The following is a 20,581-nucleotide window of genomic DNA, read 5'->3' on the forward strand; positions in this document are numbered from 1 at the left end:
CCCAGCGCGTTCCGCGCCTCCCCCCGGGATATTTTTATCAAGAGGAAGAGGGCAGCTTCGGTGCCGGGCGCGGATCGGCCAGTGGCGTGTCAGACAGCACGATCGGGGTGCGAATGCCTGCGATGCCATTGGCCTCGATACGCATCTGGCGCGCTTGCACTTGCGGGTTGGCAAAGACTTGATCGAGCGTATTGATCGGGCCTGCGGGCACGGTCGCGGTCTCAAGCGCGGCGAGCAGATTATCGCGCGGCCATGTCGCAAGCTCGGGCAGCAGGATGGCGCGCAGGGCGGCGCGATTGGCGACGCGGGCCTCGTTTGTGGCGAAGTCCGGCTGGTTTGCCAGATCGAGACCGAGCACCGCGCAAAGCCTCGCGAACTGCCCGTCATTGCCGACCGCCAAGATCAAGTCGCCATCGGCGGCGCTAATCACCTCGTAAGGCGCGATATTGGGATGGGCGTTGCCTAGACGGTGCGGCGCGCTGCCCGTGGCGAGGAAATTCATGCCCTGATTGGCCAGTACACCGACCGCACAGTCGAGCAGCGCCATATCGACCAACTGCCCCCGCCCGGTGCGGATGCGCGCGGCCAGTGCCGCCTGAATGCCGATCACCGCGTAAAGCCCGGTGAAGATGTCAGCGAAAGCCACGCCGACCTTTTGTGGCTCACCTTGCGGATCGCCGGTGAGGTCCATCCAGCCCGCCATGCCTTGGATCAAAAAGTCATAGCCCGCGCGGCTGGCATAGGGCCCGTCCTGGCCAAAACCGGTGATCGAGCAATAGACAAGGCGCGGGTTGAGTGCACTGAGGCTATCGTAATCAAGGCCGTATTTCTTGAGGCCGCCAAGCTTGAAATTCTCGATCACGACATCAGCGTCAGCCACCAGATCACGCACGATTTTCTGGCCCTCTGGCGTACGAAAATCGGCGATGACGGAGTGCTTGCCGCGATTGGTGGCGTGGAAATAGGCGGCCGAGCGACCCTCGGGGCCGTCGCCCTCGCGCGCGATGAAGGGCGGGCCCCAGCGGCGGGTATCATCACCCTCGGGGGCCTCGACCTTGATCACCTCGGCGCCGAGATCGGCGAGCACTTGCCCGGCCCAAGGACCGGCCAGAATGCGCGCCAATTCGACGACTTTCACACCCTCAAGCGGTGCGCTCATGCGAAGGCCTGCAAGCCCGTCTGCGCACGCCCCAAGATCAGCGCATGCACGTCATGGGTGCCCTCATAGGTGTTGACCGTTTCAAGGTTCACCATGTGGCGGATCACCTGAAACTCGCCCGAAATCCCGTTGCCGCCATGCATGTCGCGCGACAGCCGCGCCACGTCCAGCGCCTTGCCGCAATTGTTGCGCTTGATCAGCGAGATCATCTCGGGGGCGGCATTGGCCTGATCCATAAGGCGGCCGGTTTGCAGCGCGGCTTGCAGACCCAAGGTGATCTCGGTCTGCATATCGGCGAGCTTCTTCTGGAACAGTTGAGTTTGCGCCAGTGGGCGGTTGAACTGTTTACGCTCTAGGCCGTAATTGCGCGCCGCGTGCCAGCAGAACTCTGCCGCGCCCATCACGCCCCAAGCGATGCCGTAGCGCGCGCGGTTCAGGCAGCCAAACGGCCCCTTGAGGCCCTGCACATGGGGCAGCAAAGCGTCTTCGCCGACCTCGACGCCCTGCATCACGATCTCGCCGGTGATGCTTGCACGCAAGGACAGTTTGTTGCCAATTTTCGGCGCGGACAGGCCCTTCATGCCTTTTTCCAGAATGAAGCCGCGGATCTTGCCGCCATGGGCCTCGGATTTCGCCCAGATCACGAACACATCGGCGATCGGGGCATTGCTGATCCACATCTTGTTGCCGGTGATGCGATAGCCGGTGGCGGTTTTTTCCGCCCGCGTGACCATGCCGCCGGGATCGGACCCGGCATCGGGTTCGGTCAGCCCAAAGCAGCCTATATATTCGCCGCTGGAAAGCTTGGGCAGGTATTTGCGGCGCTGTTCCTCGCTGCCATAGGCGTAGATCGGATACATCACGAGGCTGGATTGCACCGACATCATCGAGCGATAGCCGCTATCGACGCGCTCGACCTCGCGCGCGATCAGCCCGTAGGAGACATAGCCCGCGCCAAACCCGCCATATTCCTCGGGGATGGTCGCGCCCAACAGGCCCATCGCGCCCATTTCAGTGAAGATCGCGGGGTCGGTCTGCTCGCGCTCATAGGCCTCGATGACGCGCGGTTGCAATTTGTCCTGAGCATAGGCGCGCGCGGCGTCGCGCAGCATCCGCTCATCCTCCGTCAGTTGATCGTCAAGGCGCAGCGGGTCGTCCCAGCTGAATTGCCCCAGATCGGGGGCGTCTTTGGCTTTGATTACGGGTCTGTCGGTCATGCTATCCTCGCGGCCTGTCTGTCTTGGGTTGGGCGCAATCTTAGGCATGTAGCGCGCACAGGCAAACGATTTTAATTTTGAAGATGATGAGTTATTCGCATAAAGTTACCCCTTGCCCGATGAAGGGAGTCGCGATGCGCAAAGCCTATATTCCGACCGTGAGCGAGTTGCAGGCCTTCACCGCTTGCGCGCGTCATGGCACGACGACCCGCGCCGCCCAAGAGCTGAACCTGACGCAAAGCGCGATTTCGCGTTCGCTGGGATCATTGGAGGAACGACTGGGCGTAGCGCTGTTCAACCGGGTGCGCAAACGTCTGGTCCTTTCGCCCGCAGGACAAGCGTTTCTGGAGCGCGCCGAGGGAGTTTTGGCGAGCCTTGACAGCGCCGCGATGGGGGTGATGGCCTTTGGCGGGGCGGATGCGATTTTGCGCATCGCGGTGCTGCCCTCGTTCGCGCGCAGTTGGCTGATTGCACGACTGGCCCGGTTTGAGCGCATCGCGCCGCAGATCAGCCTGGATGTCACCGCCCGGCTGCATCCGGTGGATTTTCAAAGCGACCCGTTCGATCTGGCGATTATGCGCACACAGCATGAAGGGCCGGGAACGCGTGTGGTGGAACTGCTGCGTGAGACGCTGGTGGCGGTCTGTGCGCCGGGGCGGCTGGAGGGCGGCGCGCGCCTGGACGATGCCGCGCTGCTGAGCCATCCGCTGTTGCAGCAATCGACGCGCCCGACGCTCTGGCTTGATTGGTTTCGCGACAGCGGTAGCGACCCGCGCCACATCCTGCGCGGCGCGCGGTTTGACCATTTCGACATGATTATGGATGCGGCGGGGGCCGGAATGGGGATTGGCCTTGTGCCCGAGATCATCGCCACCCCGGCGCTGGAGCAGGGGCGGCTGGTTCTGGCCTCAAGCCGACGGTTCGAGACGGGCGAGACCTATTCGCTGATCCTGCCCGAGCGCACGATGGGCAGCGCTCCGGTAGCGGCGTTCCAAGACTGGCTGATCGCCGAACTGGGCGCGCGTTAAAGGCCCATCGCGCTCAGGCGATGCCACGCGATCCGCTCGACCTGCGCGCAGGCTTCGGCCAGTTCCCTATTACGGTTATGGGCCAAGCGGCGATGAAACGCGTGCAGGATTGACGCCTTGGTGTTGTCTTTCACCGCGATGATGAAAGGAAAGCCGAATTTCTTGGTATATTGCGTGTTCAGCGCCTCGAAGGTGGCGCGCTCGGCGTCGCTGAGCGCATCCAGCCCGGCACTGGCCTGCTCGTTCGTGCTTTCCGCCGTCAGCCGTTTCGCCTGTGCCAGCTTGCCCGCCAGATCGGGATGCGCGGTCAGAACGCCCAGCCGTTCATCGGCGCTGGCGCTGCGAAACATCCGCGCAAGAGCCGAGGCCATGCCCTCAAGACAATCATGCGCGGGGCCGAGTTGCAGATCGAAGGCGCGCTCGGCGACCCAAGCAGAATGTTCGTAAACCCCGCCAAAGACCTCAATAAATCGTGCGCGCGACATCTGGCTGGGGCGCTCGCGCCGGATCGGGGGATGCGTGGCCGCCCAATGCGCCGCGATCTCGCCGCGCGTGGCAAACCACACGCCCTCATGCCCGCGCGCGTATTCGAGAAAGCGTTTCAGCCCGGCAACCTTGCCCGGCCGCCCGATCAGGCGATTGTGCAGCCCGACCGAGAACATCTTGGGCGCGCCCGCCAGCCCCTCGGCGTAAAGCGTATCAAAACTGTCCTTGAGATAGGTGAAAAACTGCTCGCCCTCGATATAGCCCGGCGCAGTGGCAAAGCGCATGTCATTGGCCTCAAGCGTGTAGGGGATCACCAGTTGATCGCGTTCCCCGGCCTCGACCCAATAGGGCAGATCATCGTCGTAAGTGTCTGAAATCCAGTCGAAACCGCCCTCTTCCGCCGTCAGACGCACGGTATTGACGCTGCAACGGCCCGTGTACCAGCCGCGCGGGCGCTCGCCCACGACCTCGGTGTGCAAGCGGATCGCCTCGGCAATCTGGGCGCGTTCTTCAGCTTCGGGCATGTCCTTGTGCTCGACCCATTTCAACCCATGGCTGGCGATCTCCCAGCCCGCCTCTTTCATCGCGGCGACCTGTTCGGGGGCCCGCGCGAGGGCTGTCGCCACACCGTAAATCGTCAGCGGCAGGTTCAGCCCGGTAAACAGCCGATGCAGCCGCCAGAACCCGACCCGCGCGCCATAGTCATAGATCGATTCCATGTTCCAATGGCGTTGACCGGGCCATTGCGCAGCGCCCGCGATATCGGACAGGAACGCCTCGGACGCAGCATCGCCATGGAGCACGCAATTCTCGCCGCCCTCCTCGAAGTTCAGCACCATCGAGATCCCCACACGCGCCCTGCCGGGCCATTGCGGATCGGGGGTGGTGCGGCCGTAGCCGCGCAGGTCGCGGGGGTAGCGGGTCATCAGGGGGCGCTCCGTCATGGTCTCTAACCGCCTTAGAAGAAAGTAAATCGCGCCAAAGGGAAAGCCCCCATCCGCGCAACTCCGCGTGCTGCAGGGCGATGGACAGGGTATCAGAAAATTGGCTATGGTCCTTGGGTGTCATCGCGAAAATTCATCGGAGAGTGCCCGCAAATGGCCGCTGCTTATCGACCTGTCGCGTGGCCGCGCCTATACGGGAATGACGCGGCGATCAAAGCGCAGATTTCGCCGCTTGAGTATACCCGCAAGCGGTGCACATACGCGCGCGCCTTTGCCCCGCCATTTTCGAGCCGACAACCGATATGATCCTTGAAGACGCCCTTTTGCCCGCAAGCGCACAGGCGCAGGGCGTGCAGATTTTGCCGTTTGGGCAAGATGGCCTTCTGGTGCGGTTCGCGCTAAGCGCAGAGCCATGGGCAAGCACGGCGGCACAAGCGTTTTATGATCATGCCAGCACCGCCGCCCTGCCCTTCTTGCGCGAATTGCTGCCCAGTTTGACCTCGGTTCTGTTTCGGTTTGACGACACGAAAATCACCCGTGCAGACTGTGCCCGCCAGATCAGCGCCCTTCTGTCAGAACGCGATTGGCAGTCGGAAACACCGCGCCCGGCGACCCGAGTTTGGCGCATCCCCGCCGCGTTTGGCGGCGAGAATGGCCCCGATCTTGAGGCGGCCGCCAAGCTTGCAGGTCTGCGCCCCGACGCCGCGATCGAGATGATTTGCGCCACGCCGCTGCGCGTGCTCGCCATCGGGTTTGCACCCGGTCAGCCCTATCTTGGCCTGCTGCCCGAGGCGTGGAATTTGGCGCGCAGGCAAACCCTCAACCCGCAGGTTCCCAAAGGCGCTATTGCGGTTGCGGTGCGCCAGTTGGTGCTGTTCTCCAATGCCTCGCCCACCGGATGGCGCCAAATTGCGCGCACCGCTTTTGCGCCGTTTCGCCCCGATGCAGAGCCAGCCGTGCCATTGCGCGCCGGCGATGCGCTACAGCTTGTGCCGGTCTCTGGCGATCAACTGCGGGCACTGTTGGAGAGTGGCGACCCCGCAGGCGGCGCGATTTGTGAGAACCGCGCATGACGGCGCAGATCATCATTCACAAGGCAGGACCGGGGCTGAGCGTGCAGGATCTGGGCCGCGTCGGGCAGACCCATCTGGGGCTGTCTCGTGGCGGTGCGGCGGATCGTCTTGCCCTTTATGAGGCCGCCGCGCTGCTAGGGCTTTCTGCCCCGATTGCGGCTTTGGAAATGCCAATTTTCGGAGGTGTTTTTGAGGTGAGCGTGCCCAGTCGGTTCGCGTTGACGGGGGCACCGATGCGCGCCCAGATCGGCACGCGCGCCCTTGCTTGGAACGCAAGCCACCACCTGCAGCCCGGCGAGATCCTGACCATTGGCGCGGCCACCGCCGGGGTGTTTGGCTATCTCACCTTTGCCGCCGGGCTAGAGGTGGCACCTCGGCTTGGCAGTCGCTCAACCCATCTGACGGCGGGTCTGGGAAGCGCCCTTCAGGCCGGTACGCACCTTGCGCTTGGCACCGACACCTCGCAAGATCACGCGGATATGGTGCTGCGCAGCGACACCCGGTTTCAGGGCGGCCCACTGCGCTATATCTATGGCCCGCAGACGGGGCTGTTTGATGTGCAAACCGTTGCGCGCTTTGATAAAACGACTTTCACGCGCGCGCCTTCGGGCAATCGTCAGGGCGTGTTGCTCCAATCCGGTACGGCGCCATTTCCCGCGCAGGCCCCCGCCGGGCTGGCCTCGGATTTTATCCAAGAGGGCGATATTCAGATGACGGGCGACGGGCACCCTTTCGTGCTGCTCAGCGAATGCCAGACGATTGGCGGCTATCCCCGCATTGGCACCGTTCTGGCCTGCGACATCCCCCGCATCGCACAGGCCCCCGCGGGCGCGCCTGTGAAGTTTACCCACGTCTCATTGGCCGAGGCCGACCGCATTGCCGCCAGCCAAAAGACCCTGCTGCAAGACCTGCGCCGCCAAATCAGACCGTTGATCCGCGATCCGCGCACGATCCCTGATTTGCTGGGCTATCAACTCATTAGCGGCGTCAGTGCCGGGCGCGAACCAGAGGAGTGAGCGATGCTCAAGGTTGATCTCAATTCTGACATTGGCGAGGGCTTTGGCCCTTGGGCGACGGGCGATGACGCTGGGCTGATGGAGGTTATCTCTTCGGCCAATATCGCTTGTGGGTTTCATGCGGGCGATCCCGATGTGATGGCGACGACGATGGATTTGGCACAGCGCAAGGGTGTGGCACTTGGCGCGCATCCGGGGTTTCCCGATTTGCAGGGCTTCGGGCGGCGGCGGATGGGGCTGTCACCGGGCGCGATCCGTAACTTGATCACCTATCAACTGGGGGCCGCACAAGCGATGGCGCGGGCTGCGGGCGGGTCCTTGCGCCATTTCAAGCTGCACGGAGCGCTGTCAAACATGGCGAGTGAGGACGCCGCGCTGGCGCGCACCTGCTTTGAGGCGGCGTTGCGCGTGCAGCCCGATCTGGTGATCATGGTGCAACCGCTCACCGCCATGGATCAGGCGGTGCGCGATCTGGGCTGCGCCTGGGCGGGCGAAATCTATGCCGACCGCAGCTATAATGACGATGCGACGCTCTGCGCACGCTCTGCCCCCGGTGCGGTTTTACACGACCCCACAGAGATCGCTACGCGGATGCTGGAGATGCTGCGCGCGGGCGCGATCATTGCACGATCTGGCAAGCAGATTCCTTGCCGGATCGACACGATCTGCGTGCATGGCGACACAGCGGGCGCGCTTGGCGTGGCGCGCAAGTTGCGCCAAAGCCTTGAGGCCGCCGACGTTGCCATCGCCCCGTTTTGACGCACCAAGCATGCCAAGCTGTCCGGGTCTGATGGCGCGCAAGCCCCCAGAACCCTTTGTAAAAAGGGGCCGCAGTGCAGTCCGCATCCCGCAGCCCAAGAAAATTTGCGCCCGCCCTCATCGGTGTCAAAAAAACTTCAAACTTTCTACTGTGAAGCCATTGCGCTTCCCCGCGTGGTGGCCTATCTAGCCCCCATTGGCGCGGGATGGAGCAGCCCGGTAGCTCGTCAGGCTCATAACCTGAAGGTCGTAGGTTCAAATCCTACTCCCGCAACCAATATAACTAAGCATTATCAATGCACTAAGAGCCACCTTCGGGTGGCTCTTTGCGTTTGCCCACGAACCGTGGAAGCACTGTGGAAGCAACAGGGAGATGTTTTCGGGTGTGGCCAAAATGCGCCATCTGGATTGAACGCGACGAGCGAACGCCGCTTGCGGCCCTCTCCTGCCGTTCGTCGAGGCGCCTCGCGCCGCAGTGCAGCTTCCCCAGAGCGGCCGTTGGCGCTTGAGAACAGCGCTTTGTCCCCAGCCGACATCTGACTCGCGGCCGACCGTTGAGGCGCAGCCTCTCTAAAGTGGAGGGTCGTCACAGCTTGCAGCATGGACGCGGCCTTGCCGGTCGGAAATGCGGGACGAACCGGGCTTGTGCCACGGCTTTCCTATGCCCGTCAAAACTCTATGACCTGACATCTTGGCGGCCCCGCCGTATATAGCAGCCATGCGCTTCATTTCTAACGGTCCCACACTACCACGCCCTCTCCTCGCAGCCGCAGATGCGGGCGATGTAGTATTCGTCTGCGGTGCGGGAGTATCGCTTGCTCGTGCGGGGCTGCCGACATTCCAGGGCCTGCTCGACAGCGTTGTGAGACACCTCCGACCGGCCCCCGACGGCCTCGCAGCACAGGCACTGGCCGCGGAGGCGCAGCTACGCTTGGCGAACCCGCCGATTGAACTGCCGCCGGGCTTTTCCGGCATCGCCACGCCCGACAGGGTCTTCGGACTACTGGAAGAGGAATTCGGGAGAGAGGTCGTCGAGCGGACCGTCGCCAACATTCTAACACCCGCGGAAGACGCAGATCTCTCGGCTCACCAGACGGTCTTACGCCTCGCTTGTGGGTCGTATGAGGTGCCCCGACTCGTGACGACCAATTTCGACCGGCTTTTTGAGATGGCAGACCCGAACATTCCTGTCCATCTCCCGCCCAAGCTCGACCCAGGGGCTCGCGGAATTGTCAAGTTGCATGGCTCGGTTGATGCAATGAGCGATGGTCCGGACGGCGACGGCTTCGTGCTGTCTGGGGCCGCGTTCGGCGGGGCTTACGTGGCGGACGGCTGGGCGGCGCGGACAATGCGCGCGCTGCTCGAACGCCATACCGTCGTGTTCTTGGGCTACGCGGCGGACGACCCGCCAATGCAGTACCTCCTCGAAGGACTGAAGCGGATAGGCGCGCCGACCGCGCGAGCCTACGCTTTTCAGCCCGGAGTGGACGCTGCACGCCGCTGGGCCGCCCGGGGTGTGACAGCCATTCCCTACGCGACGGAGAATGATCATGCCGCGCTATGGGACACACTCGAGGCGTGGGCCGACCGCGTGGCAGACGCGCCGACATGGCGGAGGACGATGGTCGATATGGCGCGACGGGGTCCGCGCGATCTCGCACCTCACGAACGCGGGCAGGTAGCCGACCTCGTGAGCACAACTGAGGGAGCGAAGGTCTTCGCTAACGTCGACGATCCACCCCCGGCGGAGTGGATCTGTGTGTTGGACCGCTGCATCCGATATGGAGCGCCAGGCGGCGAGGCGCCGCATCGCTACAGTCAAGAAGAGTCGGACCTCGACCCTTTTGCGCTATACGGACTGGACGACGATCCGGTCATCAACGTCGATACGACTAATCCTGGACGTCCATCGCGCGACATCCCGCAAGACGCTTGGGACGGATTATGCTGGACGGATGAGGACCACGCCGAAATGCGCGCACGGTCCGAAGCGGGTGTCCCCTCGGCGCATGGTCGTGGTGTCAGTGCCGAGGAGCAAGCAGTTCCACCCCGCGTGGAGGCGCTGGAAGCTTGGTTCGCATGCGTAGCTGATGAACCTGCTGCGATCTGGTGGTGGGCGCGCCGCGGCGCGCCGCGACGTAGCTTTCGGTGGCAACTCGCCCGCAGACGCGGCAGATCCGAAGGTCCGACCGATGCATGGGTCGCTTGGGAACGTCTTATTGAATGCGCCGATGACATCGAGAAGGAGCCACTCGGTCATCCATCAATGCGCGAATACCGCTTTCGAGAGGAGATCGCCCCGACGGGCTGGACGTACATTGCATTGCGCCGGTTCGAGGATCACGCCCGCCCTCGCCTATGCCTCAACCGGGACTTCAGCGCCGTCCCGCCGCGCCGCGAGGCGGGAGCTTCCCGATTGGCGATGGTGCAGCTCGACCTCGACTACCGGGAAGCTTTCTGGCGGATGTCAGTGCCTGATGACATTCTCTCGTCGGTCGTCGCAGCGTTAGGGCGCAATCTCGTCCGGTTTACCTCCCTCCAAGAGGCGCATCCAAAGATCGACCTTTACCAAATTCCCCCCTTCGCGCGCCATGATGACCCAGCGGTGAACCGCTACCAGTATGACGACAATCTGGGCGGCATTGTATTTGGCTATTGCGATAAGCTGGATCGCCTCCGCGAACACGACCGGTCAGCCTTCGACCGCGAGGTCGCTTCGTGGCCGCACGGCCCTGTCCTCTTTGATCGTCTCCGCCTTTGGCATGCTCTTGATCCGCAGCGGAGCGACGGAACCACCGTCGCGGCAAATCTCTCGTCGTTGCCGAACGCCCTCCTTTGGCACTCCAGCAGCCGTCGCGATGTGTTGCATGTATTCCGGAATCGTTGGGTCCACCTCGATGTCACGCATCGAAGGTTGCTCGCGAAACGGCTTGCGACCGGGCCGGACGCGGATGAGATGTCTTGGTTCGAACCAGAAAGACGCGAGGCGGCATGTGCATGGCAGCGCTTGAATGCCGTCGGCTGGCTCGTTCGCGAGGGCGTCGATCTTGGGATTGATTGGCGCCGACTGAGAGAGGAGTGGCGAAGCCTCGTCCCGGACTGGGACGAGAATGAAGTCGAGAATGCGGTCCAGGCCTTCGTGTCGCGAGGCGGCCCGGTTCGGACCGATACGAACCATGAGTTTCTCTCCGATGTGCCCATTGAGGATGTAGTCGCGACGGCGGCAGAGCGTGCCGGGCGAACCGAAGACTTTCTCTTGGAAGCGAATCCATTCCTCGGCCTCACCCAAACCAACCCCGAGCGCGCGCGCGAGGCGATCCGCCGATCGACGGCTGACGCTGCTATGCGTGGGAACGCCCTCCGCACGCTCCTAACCGACGCGGCAAACACGGCGGATCGACACCCGATGGAGGAGCTGTTGGCACTCTTGGAGGACTGTTCCGACAACGTCGTGGTGGAGGCAGGGTGCGCCATCGGCCATTGGATCGAGAGGAGTTCCAGGGACCGCGACGTCGTTCCCGCCCTCGATGCCTTGCTCGACCGGCTCGTCGAAATCCTCCCGATGATGGAAAGGTCAGATGCCACGGACGAGGAGGACGATCCAGATTACGTCTTCCGCGCGATCAACGCGCCTGCTGGGCACGTCGCCGAGACCATGATGGCAGACCCACGCCTGCCCGATGCCGATCAGCGCACCGGCCTCCCCGACACATGGAGGGCGCGGGCGGAGGCCTTAGTGAATCTGCCTCCGCCCCACGGCGACCACGCATTGACAATATTCTCTGGCCAAGCGCCATATCTGCACGCCCACGACTCGAACTGGGTCCAGACCCATCTCCTCCCTCATCTTGAGGGCCCCAGCCGCGCTGTATTGCTCGCGGGGCTCAGTCGTTGGCATAGAGAACTGCCAATAGACTTCTTCGCATATGTTCGCCCATCGCTGATCGCCGCTGCGGTTGAAGGTAACGATCGGCGGCGGTCGTTGGTGGATTGGGTCGCAGCGCAGCTCCTGTTTGCATGGCTGCGGGAAGACGACAGCCTGTCTGACGATGCTCTCGATGATGTCCTGCGGCAGGCAAGCGAGCCGTTCCGGCTCGCCGTTCTATCCCATGCCCGGTCGCTGACGGAGGAGCCCCATAATGGGGCCGTGCGTGACCGGATGGTTCATCTCCTCGACGCAGTCTGGCCGCGCCAAGCCGCGCTGCGAACCGAGGCCGTCATGGTTGATCTCATCGATGTGGCGCTCGCCGGAGGCGAGGACGTTCCCCGCTTGGCGGCCGCAGTTACGCAGCATCTGCGGGGCCTGACCGAGTGGCCCGAATTCCATAGGTTCCACCATCTCGACGCGGCGGCGGCGCAACATCCGCTAGAGGTCCTCATTCTCCTCGACCGCATCGCCCCGGAGGAAGTGGCGCGTCCGGTCTACGGGATGGACGAGATCATCAATGCGATCTTGGCAGCAATACCCGACCTTGCGGGGGATCGCAGGGTTGAGAAGTTGCGGCGGGCGACAGGATAACGCGGTTACGATAACGGATTTGAGATCAGTGAGTGACAAAAATACATGCCGTGTCCACCAAGGGTTTAGCTGAAAGTCTGCTTTCCACGTTCCGTGCGCTTCATCGCGAGGCAACAGCGAAAGTCGGTTCACCGCCCTTTTCATCGAAACCGATACCGCGCGTGCGCTTTTGCCAATCGCTCATCCACCGGCACCGGATGCTCTCGCCCTGCATCCATGAGCGCACCCGCATGGCGCCGGACAAACGCGTAGAAGGCCTCCGCGTCGGCGATGTCCTCGGTGGCGGCGCGCGATACTAGAAGGCCGAGCAATTGGCCGTCCAGCATGCGCTTGTGCTCTTCGCGATTGGCGGCCTTCACGTCTTGCGGGATCACGCCCGAGCGCATGCTTGCCAAGCTGCCGTCTATGGCCACTGTGACGGCCTGCCAGAGCTCGTGGAGGGGCCAGCGCGAGCGGTTTCGATCTGTGCCGACGATGCAATAACGCATGCGCTGGCCGAAGTCGGTGAAGGCATCTCCGATCATGGCCTCGAGGTCTGCCCAATTGCGCATTTCCCAGCGATTGCGCAATTGCTTGGAGCCTAGGCGAAGCTCGAAACGCCACACCCTGCTTTTGTCGGGGTCTGTGAGGTCGAGGAGAGGGCGCCCAGCTTCAGTACGCGCGTGATTCCAGATCGTCAGCCAGCCCGACTTTCCCTTGGCGATTACTTCTGCGCGTTTGTCGTAGATCGCCAGCTGCCGGTTGACCACAGCGCCAGCCCGTAGGCCGGTGATACGGGTGCCCGTGCCATGCGTCTCGGTTTCTTCCACGCCTGCCCCTTCGGTCACGCGCGTGCCCTGCGGGGCCACCAGGGCCTCCCTCTCGGGCTCGAACCAGGGCGCGAGGATATCGACGGCAAAATCCACACGGGACACCCGCAGCTGCGTCTCCACATAGGGGATGCCAAGCGCCGCCATGCAGTCCTCGAAATGGACGCGTGCCGCCTGAAGGCCGCCGCTCGCAAGCAGGAAGGCCCGGAAATCGACCGTGACGCCAGGATTGTTGGCCGGGCGGTTCTCGGGGTCGAGGAAGTACCACTCCGCACCGTACTCGCCGGTATGGGCCGAGAAGGCCATGCCTCCTTTGCGGCGCACAGCAAAGGCAATGCCTCCACGTTCGATCATCGCATCCGCATTGGTGCGGATCGCCTCGGCCTTGGCCGCGACCAATTCTTCGCGCAGCTCAGGGAGAATGTCGGTTGTCACGGTGAATCTCAGTCCATCGAACCCACGATGCAAGATTTCTGCGTTCATTTGCGCTGACCTTCGCTTTCGTATTAGTGGAGGGGGGTGTTACAAGACCCCCCTCTGTGCCGCCGTCCGGTTCATTTGCGCCCGCTTCGCGGGCAGATCGGGCGCTGCGCGCCCTCAAAGGTGCCTCCGGCGGGGCAGCTTTTGTTTTGGGGCCGGGCGCGGACGCCCGGCGGCGATTGTTGGGAGGTTCCGCCCAGGTGAGCACCGGGCAGGAAGGTGGCAAAGGAAGGGCGCGAGACCTTATGGCCCCGCGCCCAGTTGAAGCCTTCCGGCCCCAAAATCCCGCGCGGTGCTGCCAACCCCAACGCGGGCAAAACTCATTATGCGGCGTCCTGGCTCGTGCTGGCGCGGCGGCGGCTCTCGATCCAGTCCCGAAGATCGCGGCGCCGGTAGCGTACCGAGCGGCCCGGCTTATAGAACTGCGGTCCGAAACCGGTCAGACGCCATTTCTGCAAAGTGCGGACGCTCTGACATACGTAATCGGCGGCATCGATTTCGGTGATAAAGCCATCCCAGTAATCGATCGCCTCGCGTGGTTCTTGGGTCGTGGAAGCTTTGCTCGACATTGGTGTCTTCCTCCTGCGTTGATTTACTTCAGGAGCACCATGCCGCGCCGCCAGCTCTCAAGCGAGCGAAAGCACTGGTAAGAAATTGCTTCAAAAGTGCGGGCTATTTCTTACAAGTAAGGTCAGCGCCGCCCTGCGATATGCTCTTTCATGACTGTCAGAATTCGGGACTGCGGCGCACGGGGTGCGAGGGCTTTGAACGTATCTACGCAGAAGCGGGCAGCTTCCGTGATTGGCACCCCAGCATCCGTTACGTCGCGGGTGAAGGGACGGCCAAGCAGCTCGGTCCAAATCTCCGCAATGTTCTTCACCCAAATCCGAGTGGCATGATCGCGGCGGCGTCCCGCAGGACGCGAGGATAGCCCTTCTGCGGTGTCCGACACCAAGCTGCCAAAACCGTCGAGCAGTTCGCGAAGATCATCCAGTGAGAGTAGGACATTCCCGAAACTGCCATCGGGCGAAGGGTAGCCTACAAAGGGATATTTGACCTGGTCGCGAAGCTCTTCGAGTATGGCAGGGCGCTCTGCGTTACTTTCTGCGCGCTGGATTGCTTGTCGGGCGCTTGGCGAGAGGTTCGATAATGCGCTCTGAAGGCGACACATCTGCTTGTGAACATCTTGGAGCTCCTTACGGATTTGGCTTGGTGCCGCGATTGGCGTCGTCATCCTTGTATTGCGAAGCCAGATCCAAGCCGCCTCGTTGAGCCGCTTTTTAAGTTCAGCACGCGATCCTTCGGTGAAACCGTACCGATCTGCCAACGCGACAATCGCATCATCTGAATAGGTCGGCGGTCGAGAATCGAAGGCGGAGGACATGCGCGGCGTCTCCTATGTAATGTAAGATAAGGGCTCACTCGGCCCCTTATGTAAGGCGACCAAGGCGACTTCTATTATATTAATAGAAAGACAGGGCCATCGGTCAGCTCACCACCCGTAACGTAAGGCGCCGATCTGTGGGCGCGCCAATGGCCGCGCTCAGTCGAGCGGCGTTCTCTTCTGCGGCTCGGTTCACTGGATCATCGGCGAGGTGGGCATAACGCATAGTCGTCTGCAACTGCGTATGCCCGAGCAGCCTCCCAACCATCTGGATCGGCATCCCCGAGGAGACAGCGTTCGAGGCATAGGTGTGCCGCAGGTCGTGAATGCGGACGCCCTCCAATCCGGCCCGCGTCCGAATGCGACGCCAGGGATGCTGAAAGTCAGTGGCGTAGCGGCCCTCAATCTTGCCCGCGACAACATATGCGTTGCCAGGCATACGGGGTAAGGCGGCCAGAACAGCGCGCGCAACATCAGGCAAAGGGATGCGCCGAGCGCCCGTCTTGGTGTCGGGCAGCTCCATCCCGCGCGGTGTGATGTATTCCCACTTCAGGGTCTGAATCTCGCCCAACCTGCAGCCTGTAAGGATCAACAACCGGAAGGCCGCCACGATGTAGGGCGTTTCCGAGCCTTCGGCTTCCACTGCGCTCAGAACGGCGCCGAGGCGTTGCAACTCGGCGGTGCTCAGATAGCGATCACGCTTCTGTTCTCGATACTTCGGCACATGGCGGCACGGATTGGACCCGTCTGGGCGCAGGCCCCACACTTCGGCCAGATTGAACATCTTGGACAGGACGCCAAGGGTTCGGTTGGCCTGATAGGGCGTGGCGCGGCTCTTGTGATGTAGGTCGGCAATGTCCTTGCGTTCCACGTCCACGACCTTGAAGGCACCAAGGGCGGGCTTGATGAACAGCTCCAGTGCACGCTTGTATTCGGCCTGCGTACTGGGCTTGCAGCGCTCCTGTGCGTGCGCCGCGAAGAACCGGTCACAGAGCGCCGCCACGGTCGGGGCGCGGCGGTGCTGCGAAATTTCCTCTGCCGGGTTCTCCCCCTTCGCCACCATCCCCATCACCTCGCGCGCTTTCTGCCGAGCCTGGTCGGGGGTAATGTTGCCATGACGCCCGAGCGAGACCCGCCGCGTCCGCCCGCCCTTACGATATTGCGCCTGATAGGTCTTTGCGCCCGAGCGCATCACGCGGATTCCAAAGCCAACAATCTCGCTATCCCAGACGAAGTAGTCTGCCTCTTGAGGTTGCAGTGCATCGATGGCGCGTTTCGTCAATTTTGGCATAGTCATCCCCTTATCCATGGCTGCTTTCGTGGAAACATAGTGGAAGCAGCCGGGCGCATATCACGGGGTAAGGGGTAGAACCCCGGCGCAGCGCCAATCAAGGAAAAACGTTACACGTCAATAAGATAGGGTATTCGAGAGGAATTGGGCGAACTCTATGCGAAAGCCTCGAGGCCGACTCATAACCTGAAGGTCGTAGGTTCAAATCCTACTCCCGCAACCAATAAAATCTTTACTAGATACCAAACACTTGGGCCGCCCTCTGGGCGGCTTTTGTGTTTTGGGCGAGGCGCCGCAGGAAGAGCAGGTCGGCACCTCGAAAAGACCGTTGGTCGCAAATCTCTTGCCCGGATTGACCGTCTGTTTTGAGGCGTTGCACAGAATCTGCCGCCCCGACCTTTCGCACCGAACACTGTGGTCACAGATCGATTCGGTTGAAGGCCTCAACCGCAGCGCCAAGGTCGAGGCGTCTGTCGCAAGAGCCGCTGCTCGGTCTGAATGAGCCATTCAGAGGACGGCGGCAGATAGCAGTCAAGCTGGGGCGCTGCCCCGCTGACAAAGCAGCGCCTTATCGGCGGGGCAGACCGCTTAGACCGTATCGAGATAAAGCTCGCTCTGTTCCTGTTCGGACAGTTCCGCCATGTAGCGCAGCTCTTGGCGCTTGGTCATCGCGAAATTGTCGATCAACTCACGTTCAAAAATCCGTCCGATCATCTCACTGCTGGTGAAGGCCTCAATCGCGGCGCCCCATTCGGTCGGCATTTGCGGCAGATCGAGCGCATAGGCATTGCCCTTGATTGGCGCGGGCGGCTCTTTGCCGTCCCTGAGCCCTTCAAGGGCTGCCCCCAGAACGGCGGCGATCATCAGGTAGGGGTTCACATCCCCTCCGGCCACGCGGTGTTCAATGCGGCGCGCAGAGGGGCCAGAGGCCGGGATACGCAGCGCCGAGGTCCGGTTCTCATAGGCCCAAGCGATGCCGGTGGGGGCATGGGCATCGGGCACCAGACGGTCATAGCTGTTCTCGTGCGGGGCAAAGACCAGCGTCGAGCCCTCCATCGCGGCCAGACAGCCTGCCACAGCATGGCGCAGCTTGTCCGAGCCTGCCTCGGTGCCATCGTTGAAGATGTTATTGCCGTCTTTGTCGAGCACCGAGAAATGCATATGCATGCCGTTGCCCGACCATTCGTCATAGGGTTTGGCCATGAACGAGGCCGCAAAACCGTGCCGACGCGCCAGCCCCTTGACCAGCATCTTGAACAGCCACGCATCATCGGCCGCCTTGAGCGCATCGTTCTGGTGGCTCATGTTGATCTCGAACTGGCCGGGGCCAGCCTCGGAAATCGCGGTATCGGCCGGAATATCCATCGCTTCGCAGGCGTCGTATAGCTCGGTGAAGAAGATATCGAACGCATCGAGCGCGCGCAGCGACAGCACCTCCCCACCCGAGCGGCGCTTGCCCGAACGCGGGCTGGGCGGCACGCGCAACTGCTTGCCGGAATCATCGATCAGGAAGAACTCCAGCTCGGTCGCGACCACCGGCGTCAGGCCCATCGCGGTGTAGCGTTCTGCCACACGTGCCAATGCCTGACGCGGATCGCCCGCGTAAGGTTTGCCATCCATGTGGAACATCCAGATCGGCAGCAGCGCGGTCGGGGCCTCAAGCCACGGCATCGGCAAAAAGCCCCGTTCGGTCGGCATCAACAACCCGTCGCAATCGCCCGATTCAAAGACCAGCGGGCTGTCTTCGATATCCTCGCCCCAGATGTCGAGGTTCATCACCGAAAACGGAAACCGCGTGCCCTCGCTGAAGACCTTGTTGGCAAAGCGTGCGGGCAGCCGTTTGCCCCGCGCCACCCCGTTAAGATCTGCCGCCGCGACGCGGATCGTGCGCACATCGGGATGATCGTGCAGCCAGTCCATAATTCACCTGATGATTTGTGGCCTGAAGCGCATTTTCATTCGCCGCTCGTGCGGCAGATGGCGGTTCAGACGCCGGTTGATAAAGCCAAAGATCGTGATCACCGATAGCGTCAGCAAGATGAAATAGAAAGCCGCGATCGGATAGGGGATGAAAGGGTTGAAGGTCTTGTCCGCGAAGTATTTCGCATAATAAAGGGCATCGCCCTCTTGGCGAAAGGCCGGGAAGCCCGAGAAGAAGACCAGCGTTGTGGCGTGAAACAGAAAGATCGCCTCATTGGTGTAAGACGGCCAAGCGAGCCGCAGCATGGTCGGCCACGTCACCCGGCGAAACTTGTTCCAGCCCGAAAGGCCATAGGCATCCGCCGCCTCAAGATCCCCCTTGGGGACCGAGCGCAGCGCGCCATAGAAAATCTCGGCAGCATAGGCAGAGGTGTTGAGAAACAGCACGAACAGCGCCCCTGCCCAAGCCCGCGTCAACCAATCGGTTTCCACGGTGATGCCAAACACCGGAAAGCCAGCACGCGGCATCATCGCCAGCGCCTCATAGGCGAGGAAAAACTGGATAAACAGCGGTGAGCCGCGGAAGACGAAAATGAACCATTCGGCGGGCTTGCGGATCAGCCTTGTTTCGGTGTTCTTGGCAAGCGCCAGCGCGGTGGCCAAGAAGAACCCACCCAGCAGCGCGAGCACGCCGAAATAGATGTTCCACACCATGCCAGACCCGATCAGCGTGAATTGCTGACACATCGTGAAATCCGAGCGCGGCAACAACCGTTCGCCCACGCCAACCGAGCGCAGGCCGTAATCGGCGATGGTCTGGAGACAGCTCATATGTCGGCCTTTCGCAGCGCTTCACCACCCGCCGTCGCCTGTCCAAAGGACAGTTTGCGATTGATGCGATTCAGCACAATCTCAGAGAGCTTCGTCATCACGAGATAGAACACCAACAGCACGAGGAAGTAATAGACCCGCCAATCGGGATGGGGATAGGCGTAAACGGTGGATTTCGTGGCCCCCAATTCGCGCGCCCAATAGACGATGTCCTCGATGCCTAGCAGGAACAGCAGCGGCGTGGCCTTGATCAGGATCATCCACAGATTGGACAGGCCGGGCAGCGCATAGGTCCACATTTGCGGGATCAAGACGCGGCGCGTGACTTGGGCTTGCGTCATGCCATAAGCCTCGGCGGTTTCAAGCTGAGCGCGCGGCACCGCCTGCATTGCGCCATACAGCACATTGGCCGCGAAGGCCCCAAACACCACCGCAAAGGCAATGACAGCCAGCGAAAAGCCGTAAATCTCGTGATAGATTTGGGGTGCAGAATTCAGCGGCATTTTCGCCGCCGCGCAGACGTGAAATTCGTTGCCCGCAAAGACCGGTTGGTTCCAGTCGGGGCATTTTATTCGGTTGCGCATATATTCGATCCCCTCATCCATCGCGATCGGGACGAAGAGGAAAAAGATGATGTCGGGCACACCGCGTACCATCGCCGTATAGCCGCGACCGACCCAGCGCAGCGGGGTGATCCTTGAACGCGCCGCCAGCGCTCCGCTAAAGCCAAACAGCAGCGCCACGGGGGCGGTGACAACCAACAGCACCAGCACAATCCCGAACGAGCCATAGAACAGCATCTGCTTACCCGTGGTCAGGTAACACAGCATCCATGACAGCCCATGAAGCGATGAGGGATCAGAGCAGGTTGAAAACATCTATTTGGTTGGGGGCAAGCCGCGCGGCCCGCCCCCTATCCGATCAGTTCTTGAACGTCAGCGCATCAGCGCCGAAGTATTTCACGAGCAGCTTGTTAAGCGAGCCATCCGCTTTCATTTTGGTGATGCCAGCGTTGAATTTGTCTTTCAGCGCGGTGTCGGATTTGCGCAGGCCGATGCCGATACCATCGCCGAGCGCGACATCCTTACCCACGAACTGGAACCCGTCCGTGCCAGCAAACGGCTTGAGCGCGTCTTTATCGGCAAACACCGCATCGGCCTCGCCATTTTTCACGGCTGCGATGGTGTCATCCAGCGTGGCATATTCGGCCAGCGTTGCGCCGGTTTCGGCCACATGGGCGGCCTGAATCGTGCCGGTCTGGGCTGCGACGACGCCGCCCTTGAGGTCAACATCGGGCGTGATCGACAGATAGGCCGAGGCAGCCGGCGGGTAGTAAGCCTGCGTGAAATCAATCGATTTCTTGCGCTCGTCGGTGATCGACATGCCCGCCATGATCGTGTCGTAGTTGCCCGACAGCAGGTTGGGGATGATCGAATCCCAGTCATTGGTGACCCAGGTGCAGGTCAGGCCTTCCATTTCGCACAGCTTGTCGCCCAATTCGCGCTCAAAGCCGGCAACTTGGCCGTTATCGTCGATGAAGTTGTAGGGAGGGTAAGCGCCCTCGGTGCCCATGCGCACGGTTTCAGCCGCGGCGACGCCCGCGCTCAGGATGAGGGCGGCAGCAGTGAGGATGAGTTTCTTCATTTTATATCCCTGTCGTTGATC

General features: G+C 61.9%; 16 protein-coding genes and 1 tRNA gene. 6 read left to right on the forward strand and 11 right to left on the reverse strand.

The genetic code is table 11. The features are described from left to right. Nucleotides 1–37: 37 nt before the first annotated feature. Both AB4874_RS15440 and AB4874_RS15445 read right to left on the reverse strand, forming a co-directional pair. A complete protein-coding gene (locus AB4874_RS15440) occupies nt 38–1,159 on the reverse strand; it encodes a CaiB/BaiF CoA transferase family protein (RefSeq protein ID WP_368392642.1) in 1,122 nt (373 codons plus the stop codon). Next, nucleotides 1,156–2,376, reverse strand: a complete 1,221-nt coding sequence (locus AB4874_RS15445) for an acyl-CoA dehydrogenase (RefSeq protein ID WP_368392643.1) — start codon at nt 2,374–2,376, stop codon at nt 1,156–1,158. Before AB4874_RS15445 ends, AB4874_RS15440 begins: the two co-directional genes overlap by 4 nt. Before the next feature lie 134 nt (nt 2,377–2,510). Here AB4874_RS15445 and AB4874_RS15450 point away from each other — a divergent pair, with 134 nt between their 5' ends. Then, nucleotides 2,511–3,404: a LysR substrate-binding domain-containing protein gene (locus AB4874_RS15450; protein WP_368392644.1), complete on the forward strand. Its 894-nt coding sequence runs from the start codon at nt 2,511–2,513 to the stop codon at nt 3,402–3,404. Here AB4874_RS15450 and puuE read toward each other — a convergent pair. Next, nucleotides 3,401–4,816 (reverse strand): allantoinase PuuE, encoded by a 1,416-nt coding sequence (gene puuE / locus AB4874_RS15455; RefSeq protein WP_368392645.1) that lies wholly within the window; start codon nt 4,814–4,816, stop codon nt 3,401–3,403. The genes AB4874_RS15450 and puuE overlap by 4 nt on opposite strands. 320 nt (nt 4,817–5,136) lie before the next feature. Here puuE and AB4874_RS15460 point away from each other — a divergent pair, with 320 nt between their 5' ends. The 5 genes from AB4874_RS15460 (at nt 5,137) to AB4874_RS15480 (ending at nt 12,201) form a co-directional block, all read left to right on the forward strand. Next, nucleotides 5,137–5,907, forward strand: coding sequence for a 5-oxoprolinase subunit B family protein (locus AB4874_RS15460; RefSeq protein ID WP_368392646.1), 771 nt, complete (start codon nt 5,137–5,139; stop codon nt 5,905–5,907). After that, nucleotides 5,904–6,923, forward strand: a complete 1,020-nt coding sequence (locus AB4874_RS15465; RefSeq protein ID WP_368392647.1) for a 5-oxoprolinase subunit C family protein — start codon at nt 5,904–5,906, stop codon at nt 6,921–6,923. Before AB4874_RS15460 ends, AB4874_RS15465 begins: the two co-directional genes overlap by 4 nt. A 3-nt stretch (nt 6,924–6,926) precedes the next feature. After that, on the forward strand, nt 6,927–7,682 hold the full coding sequence (locus AB4874_RS15470) for a LamB/YcsF family protein (RefSeq protein WP_368392648.1): 756 nt from the start codon (nt 6,927–6,929) through the stop codon (nt 7,680–7,682). A gap of 200 nt (nt 7,683–7,882) precedes the next feature. Then, nucleotides 7,883–7,959, forward strand: a tRNA-Met gene (locus tag AB4874_RS15475). 654 nt (nt 7,960–8,613) lie between these two features. Continuing rightward, nucleotides 8,614–12,201 (forward strand): SIR2 family protein, encoded by a 3,588-nt coding sequence (locus AB4874_RS15480; protein WP_368392649.1) that lies wholly within the window; start codon nt 8,614–8,616, stop codon nt 12,199–12,201. A gap of 140 nt (nt 12,202–12,341) precedes the next feature. On the opposite strand, the gene AB4874_RS15485 is transcribed toward AB4874_RS15480, so the two are convergent. From AB4874_RS15485 to AB4874_RS15520, 8 genes are all read right to left on the reverse strand, one after another. Beyond that, on the reverse strand, nt 12,342–13,493 hold the full coding sequence (locus AB4874_RS15485) for a hypothetical protein (RefSeq protein ID WP_368392650.1): 1,152 nt from the start codon (nt 13,491–13,493) through the stop codon (nt 12,342–12,344). A gap of 320 nt (nt 13,494–13,813) precedes the next feature. Continuing rightward, complete coding sequence (locus AB4874_RS15490; RefSeq protein WP_368392651.1) at nt 13,814–14,059, reverse strand: helix-turn-helix transcriptional regulator; 246 nt, start codon at nt 14,057–14,059, stop codon at nt 13,814–13,816. 122 nt (nt 14,060–14,181) lie between these two features. After that, on the reverse strand, nt 14,182–14,874 hold the full coding sequence (locus AB4874_RS15495) for a hypothetical protein (RefSeq protein ID WP_368392652.1): 693 nt from the start codon (nt 14,872–14,874) through the stop codon (nt 14,182–14,184). Between the two features lie 103 nt (nt 14,875–14,977). Next, nucleotides 14,978–16,165, reverse strand: a complete 1,188-nt coding sequence (locus AB4874_RS15500; RefSeq protein ID WP_368392653.1) for a site-specific integrase — start codon at nt 16,163–16,165, stop codon at nt 14,978–14,980. A gap of 588 nt (nt 16,166–16,753) precedes the next feature. Further along, a complete protein-coding gene (locus tag AB4874_RS15505) occupies nt 16,754–18,085 on the reverse strand; it encodes a glutamine synthetase family protein (RefSeq protein WP_438273491.1) in 1,332 nt (443 codons plus the stop codon). Nucleotides 18,086–18,088: 3 nt separating this feature from the next. Beyond that, nucleotides 18,089–18,916 carry an ABC transporter permease gene (locus AB4874_RS15510; RefSeq protein WP_295535983.1) on the reverse strand — a complete coding sequence of 276 codons (828 nt, stop codon included), beginning with the start codon at nt 18,914–18,916 and terminating at the stop codon, nt 18,089–18,091. Continuing rightward, entirely contained in the window at nt 18,913–19,794 is an 882-nt protein-coding gene (locus AB4874_RS15515) for an ABC transporter permease (RefSeq protein ID WP_295535985.1), read from the reverse strand. Before AB4874_RS15515 ends, AB4874_RS15510 begins: the two co-directional genes overlap by 4 nt. 43 nt (nt 19,795–19,837) lie before the next feature. Then, complete coding sequence (locus AB4874_RS15520; RefSeq protein ID WP_368392654.1) at nt 19,838–20,560, reverse strand: transporter substrate-binding domain-containing protein; 723 nt, start codon at nt 20,558–20,560, stop codon at nt 19,838–19,840. Nucleotides 20,561–20,581: the final 21 nt, after the last annotated feature.

Origin of the sequence: Thioclava arctica, assembly GCF_040892615.1 — a bacterium.
In the GTDB taxonomy this organism is placed as follows: Bacteria; Pseudomonadota; Alphaproteobacteria; order Rhodobacterales; family Rhodobacteraceae; genus Thioclava; species Thioclava arctica.

Excerpts from the sequence above, each read along its gene's own strand:
- AB4874_RS15440 (WP_368392642.1), bottom strand. The coding sequence starts at position 1,159 with ATGAGCGCACCGCTTGAGGGTGTGAAAGTCGTCGAATTGGCGCGCATT.
- AB4874_RS15445 (WP_368392643.1), bottom strand. The coding sequence starts at position 2,376 with ATGACCGACAGACCCGTAATCAAAGCCAAAGACGCCCCCGATCTGGGG.
- AB4874_RS15450 (WP_368392644.1), top strand. The coding sequence starts at position 2,511 with ATGCGCAAAGCCTATATTCCGACCGTGAGCGAGTTGCAGGCCTTCACC.
- puuE (WP_368392645.1), bottom strand. The coding sequence starts at position 4,816 with ATGACCCGCTACCCCCGCGACCTGCGCGGCTACGGCCGCACCACCCCC.
- AB4874_RS15460 (WP_368392646.1), top strand. The coding sequence starts at position 5,137 with ATGATCCTTGAAGACGCCCTTTTGCCCGCAAGCGCACAGGCGCAGGGC.
- AB4874_RS15465 (WP_368392647.1), top strand. The coding sequence starts at position 5,904 with ATGACGGCGCAGATCATCATTCACAAGGCAGGACCGGGGCTGAGCGTG.
- AB4874_RS15470 (WP_368392648.1), top strand. The coding sequence starts at position 6,927 with ATGCTCAAGGTTGATCTCAATTCTGACATTGGCGAGGGCTTTGGCCCT.
- AB4874_RS15485 (WP_368392650.1), bottom strand. The coding sequence starts at position 13,493 with ATGAACGCAGAAATCTTGCATCGTGGGTTCGATGGACTGAGATTCACC.
- AB4874_RS15490 (WP_368392651.1), bottom strand. The coding sequence starts at position 14,059 with ATGTCGAGCAAAGCTTCCACGACCCAAGAACCACGCGAGGCGATCGAT.
- AB4874_RS15495 (WP_368392652.1), bottom strand. The coding sequence starts at position 14,874 with ATGTCCTCCGCCTTCGATTCTCGACCGCCGACCTATTCAGATGATGCG.
- AB4874_RS15500 (WP_368392653.1), bottom strand. The coding sequence starts at position 16,165 with ATGCCAAAATTGACGAAACGCGCCATCGATGCACTGCAACCTCAAGAG.
- AB4874_RS15505 (WP_438273491.1), bottom strand. The coding sequence starts at position 18,085 with ATGGACTGGCTGCACGATCATCCCGATGTGCGCACGATCCGCGTCGCG.
- AB4874_RS15510 (WP_295535983.1), bottom strand. The coding sequence starts at position 18,916 with ATGAGCTGTCTCCAGACCATCGCCGATTACGGCCTGCGCTCGGTTGGC.
- AB4874_RS15515 (WP_295535985.1), bottom strand. The coding sequence starts at position 19,794 with ATGTTTTCAACCTGCTCTGATCCCTCATCGCTTCATGGGCTGTCATGG.
- AB4874_RS15520 (WP_368392654.1), bottom strand. The coding sequence starts at position 20,560 with ATGAAGAAACTCATCCTCACTGCTGCCGCCCTCATCCTGAGCGCGGGC.